General features: G+C 38.8%; 12 protein-coding genes. 5 read left to right on the top strand and 7 right to left on the bottom strand.

The genetic code is table 11. The features are described 5' to 3' along the window. Window positions 1-25: 25 nt before the first annotated feature. Window positions 26-556: a hypothetical protein gene (locus tag ACXACJ_RS06035; RefSeq protein WP_475133400.1), complete on the top strand. Its 531-nt coding sequence runs from the start codon at window positions 26-28 to the stop codon at window positions 554-556. Window positions 557-721: 165 nt separating this feature from the next. Then, entirely contained in the window at window positions 722-3,130 is a 2,409-nt protein-coding gene (locus tag ACXACJ_RS06030) for a TonB-dependent receptor (RefSeq protein WP_475133399.1), read from the top strand. A gap of 561 nt (window positions 3,131-3,691) precedes the next feature. Here ACXACJ_RS06030 and ACXACJ_RS06025 read toward each other — a convergent pair. Continuing rightward, entirely contained in the window at window positions 3,692-4,036 is a 345-nt protein-coding gene (locus tag ACXACJ_RS06025; RefSeq protein WP_475133397.1) for a 4Fe-4S dicluster domain-containing protein, read from the bottom strand. Between the two features lie 148 nt (window positions 4,037-4,184). Between ACXACJ_RS06025 and ACXACJ_RS06020 the strand changes: the two genes are divergently transcribed. Then, on the top strand, window positions 4,185-5,195 hold the full coding sequence (locus tag ACXACJ_RS06020; RefSeq protein WP_475133396.1) for an acyl-CoA reductase: 1,011 nt from the start codon (window positions 4,185-4,187) through the stop codon (window positions 5,193-5,195). Between the two features lie 3 nt (window positions 5,196-5,198). On the opposite strand, the gene ACXACJ_RS06015 is transcribed toward ACXACJ_RS06020, so the two are convergent. Beyond that, window positions 5,199-6,533, bottom strand: coding sequence for a serine hydrolase domain-containing protein (locus tag ACXACJ_RS06015; RefSeq protein ID WP_475133395.1), 1,335 nt, complete (start codon window positions 6,531-6,533; stop codon window positions 5,199-5,201). Window positions 6,534-6,912: 379 nt separating this feature from the next. On the opposite strand from ACXACJ_RS06015, the gene ACXACJ_RS06010 reads away from it, so the two are divergent. Together ACXACJ_RS06010 and ACXACJ_RS06005 are read left to right on the top strand one after the other, a co-directional pair. Beyond that, window positions 6,913-7,323: a hypothetical protein gene (locus ACXACJ_RS06010; protein WP_475133394.1), complete on the top strand. Its 411-nt coding sequence runs from the start codon at window positions 6,913-6,915 to the stop codon at window positions 7,321-7,323. 405 nt (window positions 7,324-7,728) lie between these two features. Next, window positions 7,729-9,948, top strand: coding sequence for a helix-turn-helix domain-containing protein (locus tag ACXACJ_RS06005; protein ID WP_475133393.1), 2,220 nt, complete (start codon window positions 7,729-7,731; stop codon window positions 9,946-9,948). A 4-nt stretch (window positions 9,949-9,952) separates the two neighbouring features. Here ACXACJ_RS06005 and ACXACJ_RS06000 read toward each other — a convergent pair whose 3' ends face one another. The 5 genes from ACXACJ_RS06000 to ACXACJ_RS05980 all read right to left on the bottom strand — a co-directional run bounded on the left by ACXACJ_RS06000 (window position 9,953) and on the right by ACXACJ_RS05980 (window position 16,224). Further along, complete coding sequence (locus ACXACJ_RS06000) at window positions 9,953-12,673, bottom strand: glycoside hydrolase family 3 protein (protein WP_475133392.1); 2,721 nt, start codon at window positions 12,671-12,673, stop codon at window positions 9,953-9,955. A gap of 146 nt (window positions 12,674-12,819) precedes the next feature. Further along, window positions 12,820-13,176 carry a hypothetical protein gene (locus ACXACJ_RS05995; RefSeq protein ID WP_475133390.1) on the bottom strand — a complete coding sequence of 119 codons (357 nt, stop codon included), beginning with the start codon at window positions 13,174-13,176 and terminating at the stop codon, window positions 12,820-12,822. Between the two features lie 99 nt (window positions 13,177-13,275). Continuing rightward, window positions 13,276-13,455, bottom strand: a complete 180-nt coding sequence (locus ACXACJ_RS05990; protein ID WP_475133389.1) for a response regulator transcription factor — start codon at window positions 13,453-13,455, stop codon at window positions 13,276-13,278. A gap of 11 nt (window positions 13,456-13,466) precedes the next feature. Then, window positions 13,467-13,937 carry a response regulator gene (locus ACXACJ_RS05985; RefSeq protein WP_475133388.1) on the bottom strand — a complete coding sequence of 157 codons (471 nt, stop codon included), beginning with the start codon at window positions 13,935-13,937 and terminating at the stop codon, window positions 13,467-13,469. After that, window positions 13,924-16,224 (bottom strand): PAS domain S-box protein, encoded by a 2,301-nt coding sequence (locus ACXACJ_RS05980; RefSeq protein WP_475133386.1) that lies wholly within the window; start codon window positions 16,222-16,224, stop codon window positions 13,924-13,926. Before ACXACJ_RS05980 ends, ACXACJ_RS05985 begins: the two co-directional genes overlap by 14 nt. Window positions 16,225-16,424: the final 200 nt, after the last annotated feature.

The following is a 16,424-nucleotide window of genomic DNA, read 5'->3' as shown; positions in this document are numbered from 1 at the left end:
GCTGAAGAGAGAGACTGGAGTACCCTTGAAGCCAATTGTTGCATCTATATTGCTAGCATTGTTGGTTCTGCCTTTTGGTGGAACTTATATTTTTCTGGAATTCGAGAAATCAAAAGCTCGTAAGCAAGCGCAAACCCTTCTTTCTAATCCATCGGAACCTGCTGAAATGCTCTGGTTAAAATTTACCAAAGAGCAACTTAAAAACGAGCTGCGTTGGGAACACGACCGTGAGTTTGAATACAATAGCCAAATGTATGATGTGGCCAAAAAAGAGCAGCGAGGAGACACAACCTACCTTTATGTGTACTGGGACAAACTGGAAAGTTTAATTAATCAAAGGCTTCACCAATTATTGATATTGAACATGGAAGGGGAAGAAGATGAAGAAGACAGCAAACTTATATCTTCATTATTCAAAGCCGTTTACATGCAGCCTGAAGCACAATATCCTGCCATTCTTTCAAAACAATCGGCTAAATACTACCAAAACTACATCGCATTTTATAAGTCCATTTTATTTGCTGCGGATGCCCCTCCCCCGCAATGTGTTGCCTAATAAATTATACTAACTGCTTAAAATCTTCAGAAGAACTCTGGCCGAATTTCAGTGAATTCGTGGATAATCATTTATGTGTTTTTCCCACGAACCAGATGGGCTTATTCATTTTTTAAGTGGTTCAACACCAAACCAAAAAACATTTAAAACTTTTTTAACAGACTTATGAAACAGATTTTCATTGCCTGTTGCTTTTTGCTATGCGCTATGCAAGCTACAGCTCAGGTAGTAATTACAATAACTGACAAAAACACCAAGGAACCTTTAGAAATGGTCACATTGGCCAGTGAATCGCCTAAAGCCTTTGTGGTAACTAACATAAAAGGCCAAGCCCATATTAGTGTTTTTGCGAATGCCGAAGAAATCGAAGTAAGGCTTTTAGGTTACGAAAAGCAGACTTTTAGCTATGATGAACTTTCTCGTTCAGGCTTTACAATTGAGATGTCTCCAACTCGATTCTCTCTCGATGACGTTGTGGTTTCCGCTTCAAAATGGAACGAAGGACTTCAGGAAGTGCCAAACAAAATAACCACTATTACCCCAAAGGATATTCAGTTGCAAAACCCACAAACGGCAGCCGATCTTTTAGGGCAGTCAGGCGAGGTTTTTGTTCAGAAGAGTCAGCAAGGAGGCGGAAGCCCAATGATTCGAGGTTTTTCAACAAACAGACTTTTGATTACGGTTGATGGTGTTAGAATGAACACGGCCATTTTCCGTGGGGGAAATCTACAGAATGTTATATCACTCGATCCTTTCGCAACCGAAAGTGCCGAAGTTCTGTTTGGCCCTGGTTCGGTAATCTATGGAAGTGATGCCATTGGTGGAGTTATGAGTTTTCAAACTTTGAATCCTCAACTTTCATTGACGGATGAAACCTTGGTAAAAGGCAGTGCTCTGGCGCGTGTTTCTTCAGCGAACAGCGAACAAACCGCTCATTTTGACATCAATGTAGGCTGGAAAAAATGGGCTCTAGTTTCAAGCTATTCTCAATTTCACTATGGCGACCTTCGCATGGGATCTCATGGACCTGATGAATACTTGAAGCCATTCTATGTAGAAAGAATCAACGGTGAAGATGTGGCAGTAACCAATGACGATCCTTTGGTACAAAAACCAACGGGTTACAATCAAACCAATATGATGCAGAAAATCAGGTTTAAGCCAAGCGCGAATTGGGATTTAACCTACGGACTGCACTATTCTACCACTACGGATTATTCTAGATATGATCGTTTGATCAGAACCAGAGGCGGAAATCCAAGAAGTGCCGAGTGGAATTACGGCCCACAAGAATGGTTGATGAATAATTTAAATGTGAATTATCAGGGAGAAGCCGGAATCTTCGATCAGATGACTATCCGATTGGCTCATCAGTTCTTTGAAGAAAGCAGAATCGATAGAGACTTTGGAGGAGACACTAGAGCCAGCCGAATTGAAAAGGTTAATGCCTATTCCTTCAATGTTGATTTCAGCAAACACCTTTTAGAAAACAGTGAATTGTTTTACGGCATTGAATACGTTAAAGATGACGTAGAATCTATTGGAACGGATGAGAATGTAGAAACTGGCGAGGTAGTAGATGGCCCTGCTCGTTACCCTCAGTCCGACTGGAAGAGCATTGCCCTTTACAGCTCATTCAAACATAGACTTTCACCAAAAGCGTTTTTGCAAGCGGGTGCGCGATATAACTGGTTTGGTATAAACGCCACTTTCGATACCAGATTCTATCCTTTCCCATTCGAAAAAGCTAAAATGAGAAATGGTGCTCTGACCGGAAGTTTAGGCCTAATTGTAAATCCTGAACCTGACATGACGCTTTCTGCCAATCTTTCAACAGGTTTCAGATCGCCTAACATTGATGATTCAGGAAAAGTATTTGATTCTGAACCAGGTTCTGTTGTGGTTCCAAATCCAGATTTAGGGCCAGAATATGCCTACAATGCTGAAATTGGTTTTGCCAAAATCTTCAATTCTACCTTCAAAATCGATTTCACAGGCTTCTATACTAGACTTGAAAATGCTTTAGTTAGAAGAGATTTTACTTTAAATGGACAAGATCAAATCATGTATGATGGTGAATTGAGCCAAGTTCAGGCAATTCAAAATGCTGCATACACGAAAGTTTATGGAATTCAAGCAGGTATAGAATTGAAGTTGAATTCAGGTTTTGGGGTTTCTTCTCGACTAAATTATCAGCATGGAGAAGAAGAGCTGGACGATGGAACTACGAGCCCATCGAGACATGCGGCACCAATGTTTGGCGTAACAAGAGTTACCTTCAGTCAACAAAACTTAAAACTCGATTTCTATTTAAATTATAGCAGTCAAGTAGCATTTGAAGACATGCCTGAGGATGAAAAAGGCAAAGATTACATGTATGCGATAGATAGTAATGGAGACCCTTACTCACCAGCTTGGTACACGCTTAACTTCAAAGCACTTTACAAATTGAACAACGGAATTACCGTAAGTGGTGGCGTTGAAAACATTACAGATCAGAGATATCGCCCATACAGCTCGGGAATTGTGGCAGCTGGCCGAAATGTGATTCTTTCCGTAAGGCTTGATTTATAATTACTTCAAATCTTGGTAAGGACGAGATTTCCTTCCAGGAAAATAAAAAGGGTGTCAAAAATGACACCCTTTTTATTTAATACTCATTAAATAATTTCAACGCGAATTCTTACACCGGATTTCCACTTACGTTTCGAACCCTTCAGGTTCTATTTACCTCTTTATGTAGTAAATAGAACATTCCCATAATTGTACTGGTAAGCAATAATAAATAAAACAGGGCAATGTTACTTTCAGACGAAAAAAGGCTTCCATGATTTAAGAAAGACATAGTCATCATTCCAGAGTAAGTTATTACCACAAGCAACACAAACATTAGAAAGTACCTTAAAAGAAAAATCAGCTTCATAATCTTATTTTTTCATAAAATAATAAAAATAATAATTATTTGCTCAGATATTGAGTTGATATGCCGGTCCTTTTCGGATGCTCACTATAACAGCATTAATTAAGTAGATTTTTCACTTCCCATTAGAAAAGTGATTTGCTTAGATAGACACCAACAAAAAAGCCTCATTTATAATAAATGAAGCTTCTATTTTATTTAAAGTCTTATAAGAATTATACGTGAAGCCATTCTTTTTTGGCCACCAATTCTTCTTCGGTTTCTCTATAATCAGGGTCGTCCACACAACAATCTACAGGACAAACCGCTGCACACTGAGGCTCTTCATGAAAGCCAGTACACTCAGTACATTTACCTGAAACAATATAATAGAACTCGTCTGAAATTGGCTCTTGTGGCTCATTGGCATCCACAACAGTACCATCTTCCAATTCTACTTCGTGCAAGTCAGTTCCACCAGCCCAAGTCCATTCTTGGCCACCTTCATAGATCGCTGTGTTTGGGCATTCTGGCTCGCAAGCCCCGCAGTTAATGCATTCGTCTGTAATTATAATTGCCATATCTGCTCTTTTCTAGTCCTTATTGGTACGCTAACAAAATTTGAGAACAGAAGTTTCCACTCTCTCTCCTTTTATTTGCCGCAAAACTAATCACTAATTTGACTTTGAAGTAAAGTTAACGTGTATTTTTGCCCCAAGTTAAAGAAATATGGAGTTACAAAAGAGAATTGAAGCCTTCGCTGAGTTGGGAAACCGACTTAGAAGCCTTACCGCAAATCAAACTGATGAATTAACTTTCAGAGCCGGCAACGCCAATAACTGGTTTACGAAAGAAAGTGTGGAAGCGGCTCTTTCTGCTTGGGCTGAGCTTTTAACCGAAGAAAAACTTAATCAATGGTTGAGCCCATATACTTTCAAAACTGATGAAGCCAAACGCGTAGGCTTAGTAATGGCAGGAAACATTCCTTTAGTTGGCCTTCATGATTTAATCTCTGTACTTATTTCTGGACATAAAGCTCATATTAAATTATCCAGTCAGGATACCGTTCTGATGAGCTTTATCATTCATGAAATTAAAAATATTTCAGAAGACTTAGCCAATCACATTATTCAAGTAGAAAGAATGAACGAAGTGGATGCTGTAATTGCTACCGGGTCTGATAACAGTGCGAGGTATTTCAAACAATATTTTTCAAAACATCCACACATCATAAGGCAAAACCGTACTTCTATTGCGATTATTAAAGGCGATGAAACCCCAGAAGAACTAGAACAATTTGGTAAGGACTACTTTCAGTATTTCGGATTAGGCTGTAGAAATGTATCCAAAATTTATGCGCCCAAAGACTACAACTTTGTACCCTTGATTGATGCCCTGCTAGGATACGAAAAGGTTCTAGATCACCATAAATACAGAAATAACTACGACTATAATAAATCCATCTACTTAGTTAACAAAGAACCTCATTTGGATTCTGGCTTCTTTTTACTGAAAGAAAGTGAAGAATTGGTTTCCCCCATTTCGGTTCTGTTTTATGAGTATTACAACAACGAAGCAGAACTTTCTCTCAAGCTTTCCAGCCTTAGCGAAAAAATTCAGTGTATGGTTTCGGCAAATAGCTGGTACGAAGGCAGCGTTTCCCTTGGTAAAGTCCAAACGCCAGAACTTTGGGATTATGCCGATGGTGTAGACACTTTAGAATTTTTGAGCGAGTTATAGAATTTACTTCTTCGTAAACCGGAATTGTTGACCGCCCTGTTTTAAGGTGAATGAAGTATAGTCGACCTTATTCTTTATTTGAGCAAATTCGATAATAATGCCGGCCAAATCGTATCTAAATTCCCTTTTGCTAAACGGAGTTAAAAGGAATGCGGCTTGGCCAGTAGCTTGAGCTGTAAGTCCATTTTCAGTGGTTGCAATTTCAATCTCAATAGGCAAAGTCGAACTGCTGAATTGGCCTATGTAATTGGCCCATTCACTTTTAGAAAGTTCAATCGGGTTGAAATTAGGCATTACAATTTCTTCCCCGTAAAAACCACTGAGCGCCACAATCAGAATATCATTAAATGAGGTATTTGTGCCGCTAGAAATTAAAGAAACATTCATATCCCCTTCTTCAAAATAGTACGCAGCTGAATTGAAATTATCGATTCTTCCATTGTGCCCCCAACCTGTTTTCTTTCCAAAAGGAACAGGAAAAACGCCATGTCCTAAATGTCCATTTAACTTTTTCATTTCTGTAATGCTCTGTTCTGAAACCAATTTGCCATGAAACAATGCATACAAAAACTCATTTAAATCGGAAGGTGTCGAAACTATAGAACCCGCTGAAAATGGAATGCTCATATCGCCTTCGGCCGGAAAAGGCATCCATCTACCCATTTGAAAAACCTGAGAAGCTGCTTCATTTTTATCAACCTCTATTCTATCTCCATAACTCGTGTGTGTCAGCCTTAACTTATCAATGATTCTCTGCATTAAATTACTTTGATAGCTTTCACCAGTTACCTTCTCAATCATTAAGCCTAGCAACACATAGCCACTGTTTGAATATTTAACTTCGGTACCTGGTTCAAAATCTGAATCCAAACTTTCCATAATTTGAAGAAGCTCAGCAGTAGTTTTTTGCTGGGTCATGTAGGTTATGAAATTTGGTAAATCAGTAAAATTCTGAATACCACTTTGGTGCCCAAGCAATTGTGCTACGGTAATGCTTTCAGCGTTTTTAACCTTCGGGAAATAAGTAGAAAGCCTAGTTTCTAATGAAATTTCACCTTCTTCAATAAGTTGAAAAATAATTACTGCGGTAAAAGTTTTGGTAATTGAACCAATTCTGAATAAGGTTTCTGAATTGATTTTCTCTTCTCTTTTCGCTGACAAAAATCCAGACTGATTTTGGTAAACCGCTTTTCCTCCTTGAGAAATAGCCAAAGAAATATTGGCTTTATCATTTTCATCTAAAAGTTTAAAGTATTCATCGAGCCCCGATCTATTTAACGATTGACTAAAGGCTGAGGTACTAAGGAATAAAAAGGCTAAGGCTAGAATATTTTTCATAACAACTATTTGATGCTCATGAATTTAGTAATTCAATCGAAACACGCTTTCAAGATGATGATAGATGGATTATGAATCGCTTGAGCGTTCAACTTGGGCATTTTAAAACGTACGGATTTACCCTTGATAAGTCCTAAATATTAATCTCGGACGATTGACGAGGCTTCTTTCCCCAATTTTGGATCATCAAACAACAACACAACAGAGCCTTTAGGCACGAACTCAAAATTCAAAACAACACAACAATGCAAAACACACAAACAAGGTTAGTTCAAGCTTCGGTCAAAAGCTGGCTACCTAAACCACATCGTCCGAAACCTAATCTTCAGGTTTCGGATTGCAGCAGCGAAAAACTCATCAATACGAATGTTTCAAGCTGATGAAAACGCTCTTACCTTATAGACTTTCTATAGCACTGCTCTTGGTGCTTTCATTATTCACTATGGTTTATCAGATTACGATCATTTTGACTGAAGTGAACAAAGGAAATGAACTGCTCAATTTCAATTCTCAATTCATGAAAATTGCTGTTCAAACTGCGTTGATTTTTGTAATCAGCGAAATGAAAAGAAGTGATAGACATGCAAAGTCGCGGTCAAGGTTTTGTCTATTCGCTTTAATCTTCTACTTGTTTCTCACAGGCATTAACAGTTGGCTAGAAACTGATTGGACGATGTCTTTAATAGAATTCTCCATAGCCATTTTAAGCCTTAGAATTTCCTTACCGAAAGGCCAGAAGTCTAGAGCAGCTGCCAAGAGTAGCCAATTTCATGCTATGCAGTTCAGCTGAAATACTGACCTTAAAGTCAAAAATTCAGGCAATGGAGCTCTTAATTGCAGAACGACTTTAAAGAATTCCTTAGCTGATCATTCGAAGAGTTTAACTAAATAAAAAAAGGCATTAAACCAACACAAGATAATTTCAACCACCCAAACTAATTACTGAGGCATTTGAGAAGCGAGAGTATGTGCGGAATTCAATGCAAAAGTTTGCCTTAGGTTGTGTTGGCCTGGGTTTGATGAAGGGAGTTGCCAGTTCTGAAAAACGGACTGGCAAACTCCTGACCTCAATACCAAAATCATTGCCTATTAAAAATTAAACCAAAACACAGAAATTCAATTTCCATTCACCCTTTTTCCAGCCTGGGTGAATGGTTTTGGTTTTGTTCTACGCTTTCTTTTGAAAAAAAGATGGATGGTGCTATCATTAGCTATGAACTACCAGCCAAGCGATATTGCACTCACCACAGCACACTATATCAACACAACTCATCAGCATATTTTCTTGACTGGAAAAGCAGGAACGGGCAAAACTACTTTTCTGAAATACATTGTTGAACACACGCACAAAAAAACAATTGTAGCTGCCCCAACTGGAATTGCGGCCATCAATGCCAATGGAGTAACTTTGCATTCCTTATTACATCTGCCTTTTGGCGCATTTCTTCCTGTGAGAAATCACCCTCCTCAAATTGGCGCTCAGGTAACCACTCTTTTCAATCTTTTCTCAAACGTGAGGTTCAACAGTAGCAAACGCGATATGCTTCGCGAAATGGAATTGCTCATTATTGATGAAGTCAGTATGCTTAGAGCCGATCTTTTGGATTGTATCGATCATATGCTTCGGTTCGTTAGAAAGAGAAGGCATGAACCCTTTGGTGGGGTTCAAATCTTATTTATTGGCGATCTTTTGCAGCTTCCTCCTGTAGTTAAAGAAAATGAATGGAACGTACTTTCGGAACTTTATAACAGCAGCTACTTTTTCGATGCTCAAGTCCTTAAAGAAAACCCTCCTATTCATATTGAATTAGAAAAAGTTTACCGACAAAAAGATAAGTCCTTCGTTTCGATTCTAAACCGCTTTAGAAACAACCAGCAAACACTAGAAGACATTCAGTTTTTGAACCAGCATTTCGATCCTAAGGCTAAGGATTCTTCGGAAGATGGTTTTATTTATCTCACAACTCACAATCGTAAAGCAGACGAAATAAACGAAAAACGCTTGGCGAATCTTACCGATAAAGAAGTTAGGTTCAAAGCGCAAACACAAGGTGATTTCCCCGAAAACATGTTCCCAACTTCTTCAGATTTAATTCTGAAAAAAGGGGCTCAAGTCATGTTTATTAAGAATGATCCTTCGGGACAATCCCAGTTTTTCAATGGGAAAATCGGAAAAATATCTAACCTCAATTCCGATCAAATTGAAGTTGAATTTGAAGATGGAAATACGGTTGAAGTAGGCATGTACACCTGGGAAAACAAACGCTTTAGTTTGAATGGAGAAACCAATGAAATAGAAGAAAAAGTAATTGGCAATTTTGCTCAATATCCACTGAAATTGGCTTGGGCCGTAACCATTCACAAAAGCCAAGGACTAACTTTCGACAAAGCTATTCTCGACCTAACGGATGCTTTTACGCAAGGCCAGGTTTATGTGGCACTTTCCCAACTCACAAGCCTCAACGGAATGGTTCTTTCTTCTCCAATTCCTGAAGACATTTTTGATCAGGATGTGCATATGAAAACCTTTCTTAGGTCGAAATCTTCTTCAGAAATGCTGACACAGCAATTGCCTGTTCATCAGAAAAAATATTACCTGAAATTGGCAGAAAGCACTTTTGATTTCAATCGACTTTTAAACGCACTAAAACAGCATATTGCAAGCTTCGACAAAGAAGAAGGCAGGTCTACGAAACAACAATACTTGGATTGGACAAAAGAACTTTTAGCCCAAACTGAGCCATTGCAGGAGGTTGGAAAGAAATTTATTGCTCAGGTGAACAAAATCCTAAATCAAGAAGAATATCTGGAAGAACTGAATGAACGCTCTACAAAAGCACAAGCATATTTTATGTCGCAGTTAGATAGTATCAATGGGAAATTAAGCGAACATAGAGAAGAAATTCGAGTAAAAGCAAGGGTTAGAACTTACCAGAAAGAATTGAAAACGCTGTCGGCTGCGTTTTTCAGTCAGAAAGCTGAAATTCAACGCTTTCAACTTTTGGTCAGCAATGCATTAACAGGCAAAGGCTTGTCTAAAAGCCAATTGTTAGAAACCGATCTTTTTAAAAACAGACCATCACCAAAGGAAGATTCCAAAGTCAAAACAAAGAAAACACCTACTGCAGAAATCAGCTTAGAACTTTATAAAGAAGGAAAGAACATTGAAGAAATTGCTGAAGCTAGAAATCTCGTTCCTAGCACTATAGAAGGGCATTTAGCCCAGTTTATTCCCTCGGGAGAGGTGGATATAAAAAGGCTGATTCCTGAAGAGAAATTGAAAAATATTCTTTCGCTTATTACCCCTGAAACTACAGGGACTTCAGAAGTAAAATCGCAATTAGGAGATGAATACACCTATGGTGAAATTCGTTTGGCTCTGGCCCATTTTCAGATGGAACAGAGCCAAACTTAAATTCTTAATTCTTTAATCGGATTTCGTTTTGAACCTCAAACTTTTGGGTTAGCCCTTCTGAAGAGTTCGGGCCTACCCAAATTCTGAATTCGCCAGGTTCAACAACCCTTTTCATATCTCTATTCCAGAGTGCCAAATCTTCTGGCGTAAGCTTAAAGCTAACTGTTTTGCTCTCTCCTACTTTTAAAGGCACTCTTTTAAAAGCTTTCAACAATTTAACTGGCGTAGTAACCGAGCTATAAACATCGTTTACATAAAGCTGAATAACCTCTTCTCCTGCTCGTTTCCCTGTGTTTTTCACAGTTACGCTGAGTTCTACGAAACCATCTCCAGAAGTATTTACAGTAAGGTTGCTGTACTCAAATGTGGTATAGCTCAATCCATATCCAAATGGGTATAAAGGGGTGATTTTCTCATCAACATAACGATGATTACGAGTTGGTTTAGCACTGTAGTAAATCGGTAGTTGGCCAACGCTTCGAGGTACAGTCACCGGCAATCTACCAGCTGGATTAAAATCTCCGAATAAGGTTTGAGCAACAGCCTGTCCACCTTTTTCACCTGGAAACCAAGCTTCCAAAATAGCAGGAACTTTTTGAGCTAATCCATTGATAGAAAGAGGTCTCCCATTCATCAGTACAGCTACAACTGGTGTTCCGGTTTTAAGAATTTCATCTACAAATTCTTGTTGCAAACCGTACAGATCTAAGGAAGAAACATCCTTATTCTCTTCAACCAACTCAGTCGATTCACCTACGACAACTATGGCTACATCTGATCTCTTAGCGAGTTCAACCGCTTTGCTAAAATCAGGTTTTTCTTTGTTCCAAAGCAGAAAAGCTTTTGCTCCATATCCACCTTCCCACATCTCCAACCTGATTTTATAGGCTCGTCCTGCTTCAAAATTAAAAGCTGCTGTTTCAATATTTGTAGCCCCTTTCTTCCAGTTATCTATCACCGGAACATCATCTACAAACAGTCGAACACCATCGTCTGAACTAACGCCTAACCATCCTTCAAATGCGGTATCTGGCACCAAATAGCCTTCCCATCTCACCGAAAAATGATCAGCATTGACTCCCTTTCCTGGTGATTCTTCCCATTGAAAAGCAACATTAGCATCAATTCTTTCCAAAGCAGGTTTCCCCTCTAAGTCTCTATTATTGAAGAAGGAGGCTTTCAGTCCTTTGCTCTTTTTATCTGGTTGAAGCAGATTCACTTCTGGAACTGGCTGCCCCTTATAAATCAAGGGAACACCTTCTTCATAATTTACTTCAGCTAAAGTTCCCAACAATTCCTTTATGCATTCAAAAACAGTAATTGCCTTTTTATTTCGAACCGCATAGCCTCCAAGCAAGGATTCATCGGCCAAGGGACCTAAAACGGCTACACTTTTTGTGCTTTTGGAAAGCGGAAGCAAACCGCCCTCATTTTTGAGCAGAACCATGGATTTCAGAGCCGCTTTAAGAGCCAAAGCCTGATTATTTGCTGTATGATTTCTTTCATCAATCAGCGTCTGTGTGGTGTAGGGATTCTCGAATAAGCCCAATATAAACTTCAAACGCAGAACTCCACCAGCTGCTCTATCAACATCCGACATCGGTAACTCACCTGACTCTACCAATTCAATAATGGTATTTTGGAATTGCTCATTTGGAAAATCGTAAAACTGCATATCGATACCGGCAGAAATTGCAGCCTTGATGGATTCCTTGGGTGAAGAAGTGCTTCTATGACTTGTTTGAAGAAATTTGATTGCTCCCAAGTCAGAAACCACAATTCCTTTGAAGCCCCATTCACCACGCAAAACCTCTGTCAGTAAATGATAATTTGACGCATTGGGAATACCATCTATTTCGGAATATGCGGCCATAGTGCCTAATGCGCCTGCTTCTTGAAACGCTTTTCGGAAAACGGGCAAATAATCTGAACGCACGGAACGTTCGCCAAACGGAACTGGCCCTGCATTACCACCAGAAAGCGGTGAACCATGCGCTGCAAAATGCTTAGGCTCCGCAATCATGGCTCTATCCGAAGTAAGATCTTCCCCTTGAATTCCTTGGATTAAAGAAGCTCCCAAAACTGAAGACAGATGAGTATCTTCTCCAAAAGTTTCGGCAATTCGTCCCCATCTTGGTTCGCGCCCCAAATCCAAATTTGGTCCTAAGCCAAAATGAACTCCGTGGGCTCTTCCTTCCGTACCAATTACTTGCCCTACTTGTTTCATTAAAGCCTCATCCCAAGTAGCTCCCAAACCAATATTCATGGGGAAAGCGGTACTTCCTTCTCCAGAATATCCATGTAAAAACTCACAGAAAATCAGCGCAGGAATACCCCAACGATTGTGTTCAATGATATATTTCTGAAGTTCATTGACTGTTTTGGCATCCTTTGGATATAAATCGTGAACTGAACCGGCTCCTAAATTGTCATTGAAAGTAGATTCTACCTTTTCGATATTTAGTACCTCGCCACTTTTCATTTCAGCACCGTTGTACATATCCATCTGTCGTACTTTTTCGGCTAAAGACATCCTAGAAAGTAAGTCAGTCACTCTTTCTTCGACAGAAAGCTTTGGATTCTGATAAGGGTAATTTTGGGCTGGTAGAGCGAAGCAGCAAAAAGTAAGAAGAATAGATAGCACTGGAAATGCCATCGATTTCACATAGGTCAATTTCATTCTGATTTTATTCTCCCCTAAAATAAGAAAGCTGAACGAAATCATGAACCTGATTTCATTATTGGAAGAGTTGGGATTCGAATTCTGGTATAAAACTCAATCAATCAGATTAAGAAAAATACTGAAATTCAATAATTAAAAATAAATTCAAATTAAATATCAGCAGGAATAAGCGCTGATTTCAAGAAGATTTAAACGACAGGAGCTTTCCACTTTAAGCAAATTCCTTCAATTTTTTCTGAGAAATCAAAAACGGAGAGATAAGCATCATAGCCTCTGTTCAAGGTATTCTGGATCATGGCTCCCACTTGATATAAATGAATAGCCACCAACCTAGATTGGGGAAATCTATGTTTTAATTCCGTCAACAATTCTTTTTCCTCACAACTTAAATCTATAAGATTAATAAAGATAAGTTCAGTGTCAGGCTTGTTAGCAGACTTTAAACCAGCGATACAATCGGACATATCTACAAAGCTACATGCGTAAAGAGTAGAAAGTTGCTCAAGTAACTTGAGACTTGTAGGAGTCCGTTTTCCTAAAAGCATTGATTTCAAGAGTTTTTAAATCCCTATAAAAGTAGGAACAAATAACTTTCTCAAGTTACCTAAAATACCTATTGTTTTTCAATAGGTAATTCACCTATATTAAAGATCGTCAAAAAGTTGCCGTTCAATGGCATAAAAAACCAAGCCTGCCGTATTCTTGGCTCCAGTTTTATCCAATAAATTTCTTTTATGCGCATCCACAGTTCTAACACTTATAAATAACTCATCGGCAATTTCTTGATTAGAATATTCTTTGAGTATTAAATGTAGAACTTCCATTTCTCTTTGTGTTAGCGGCATTTCCACTGCCATATTAGATTAGAATGGTTTCTCTTTACCTTTCTAATGTTATTCATGATTACTGAAGTTACCTCGGGCGAAAAGTAAGTTCCTCCTGATGAAACATTTTCAATCGCTAATTTAATCTCATCTTCCCCGCAATTCTTCAGTAAATAGCCCATTGCACCATTGGCGAGCATTTCTTTAATATGCTGACTTTCACCAAGCATGGTAAGCGCAATAACCTTTATATCGGAATACTTACTCATTATGGCCTTTGTAAGATCAAGACCGTTCATGCCAGGCATGTTGATATCACTGAGCACGATATCTACTTCGGTATTTTCAAGAATGCCCAAACACTCATTCCCATCGTTTGCTTCTGCTACGATTTCATAGCGATCATCATCGTTTAAATAAGTCTTCAATCCGTCTATAATCATCGCATGATCATCTACCAACATGAGTTTAATGGGTTTCATATTCGAATTCCGATTTAGATACTTGAACTACTATGGATGTACCTCTTCCTGGTTTACTATCAATTTCAAGGTGACCGCCTAAGGCTTGAATTCTATTGCGCATGCTATTCAAGCCAAAGCTTCCGTTGGAACCTCTTCTTTCAATATCGAATCCAACACCATCGTCTTCAACCGTTAGCATGAGCATATCTTCAAATTCCCGAAGTTGCACCATTACTTTTTTGGCTTTGGCATGTTTTACAATGTTGTTCAAAGCCTCTTGGAGTATCCTGAAGAATACAATATGAATGTTACTATTTTTTTGCTTAAGATTTAAGAGATTATGATAAAAAGAAAAGTCAATCTGCTCAATATTTTGGTTCAATTCACCAATCAAGCCCTCAGCAGCCCTGGCCAAACCGTAATCCTGAATCGATTTTGGCATTAAACTATGCGCTATGCTTCTACTTTCGTGAATGGATTTATTCAAATATTCACATGCTACAGCATATTTTCCTTGGGCGTATTCAGTAAGCTGCTCCAGTTCCCTTTTCAAAAACTCCAAATTAATGGAAGCAATGGTGAGTGTTTGCTGCAAACCATCGTGAATTTCGCTAGAGATTCTACTTCTCTCGTTATCTTCTGTGCTCAGAATAGCCGCTAAAATGGCTTGGGCTTGTTTTTTATCGGCTGTAATATCTAAGTGGCTACCTATAATCCTTGCTGGTGCTCCTCTTTTGGTCCAGCTTACTACCTTACCTTTGAGTAAAACCCAAATGATATTGCCATCCTTTCTCCTGAATTTTAATTCTTCTTGGAATAAATCGTCCTCAACATTTTTAGCAAATTCGAGGTATTTATCAGGCTCCGATTCTTGTTTGTCAGAATACATCATTGCCGTTATGGCTTCTCTTGTTGGAGGGAAATCTTCAGGCTGATACCCAAGCATATAATACACGCGCGGACTAAATTCTAACGTATCATTTTTAACATTCCATTCAAAAAAACCATCAGCAGTAGCTTCAAGAGCATGCCTCAACTTTTCTTCATTGTGCTTTAAGTTGGCCTCGGCATTCATTCTTCGAGTTATATCATGAGAAATACCCACAATTCTGACTGCTTTATCTCCCTCACAAATCGGAACCAAAGTCGTTTCCAAATGGCGAAGTTCTCCACCAACTTCTTGAAGTTCTGGAAATACAACTCTAGATTTTGTTTCTGCGCATTTATTGAATTTAGTATTGAGAAACTTGTTCTTATCTTCATCAAAAAGCTCTGATAAGTATTTACCTGCCACTTCGGCACTCGTTTTATTCGAAAGTTTTTCTTGAGCTTTATTGAATTCTAATATTTTAAATTGATCCTTGGCTTCAACATCAATCACAAAAACTGCATCGCCTATATTCTCGAAAATACTTTGATACTTAAGTTTTTGCTGCTTCGTTTCGTTCTCTCCTTTTTTGAGTTGTTGTTCAGCTTTTACAAAGGCTGTCATGTCTACCACAACCGCCAAGGTAAATGCCTTACCTTCAACATCTAGCGGACTAAGCCCGATTTGAACAGGAAACTGAGTCCCATCCTTTCTTTGTGCCAAAAACGTTCTTCCATTCCCCATAAATCGATGAGAACGCTCTTTGAAATAAGATTCTCGAAAATTAACATGGCCACTGCGCTTATCTAGAGGCACTAAATCTTCAAGTTTCAACGACTCCCATTCCTCAGTTTCGTAGCCAAACATAAAATTGAGTTCGTTATTGGTGAGCTCAATTTGTCCAGCTTCATTCACAAGAAGAATTCCGTTGGTACTGGCTTCAATTACTTTTCTAAACCTTTCCTCACTTTCCTTCAGCTTTAATTCCGCCCGCCTTCTTTGCGTAATATCTGTGATAAGCCCAGTCAGTATCGAGGCTTTGCCTTCCTGATCGCGATCCATCACCATTCCCTTCGCTTCTACCCAAATGATCTTTCCAGATTTAGTATATTTTCTATACTGAAGCGAAAAACTGTCTTCTGGACGATCCGAATTCCCCGACCGATTTAGAACTTCATCTACCTTAGCTATGACGTAGCCCAAATCGTCTTCATAAATCATAGCCTCCCAAATGGAACGCTCAGGATGAAATTCGTTAGGTTCATAACCCAACATGCGATAGTATTCTTCGGTATAAACCCGCTTTTCTTCATTTTCTTTAAACTCCCAATGAAAAGCAGCATACTTCCCCGCCTTCATCGCCATTTGCAACAACTGACTGACTTCCGCTACATCTTGGTCAGTTTGCACATTGGAATGAGTAAAAGGAAAATTCACCTCTTGGTACTCTGAAGATTCCTCAGACGAATTTTTATAAGATTTTACAAAGTATTTTCTAATGAAGAAAAAAAAGACACCTAGAAGGACAGCACCAAAAAGTACATATAGAAATATTGGAGCAAATACGAATTGTCCTTTTAACAGGCCAAATGGAATAACTGATACTAAACTACTTACTGAGAAGGAATGGCTTAATC

This window comes from Roseivirga sp. AWQ4_251, assembly GCF_056158225.1.
Note: the sequence above shows the minus strand (reverse complement) of the source record. Positions and strands in the feature narration are given on the sequence as shown.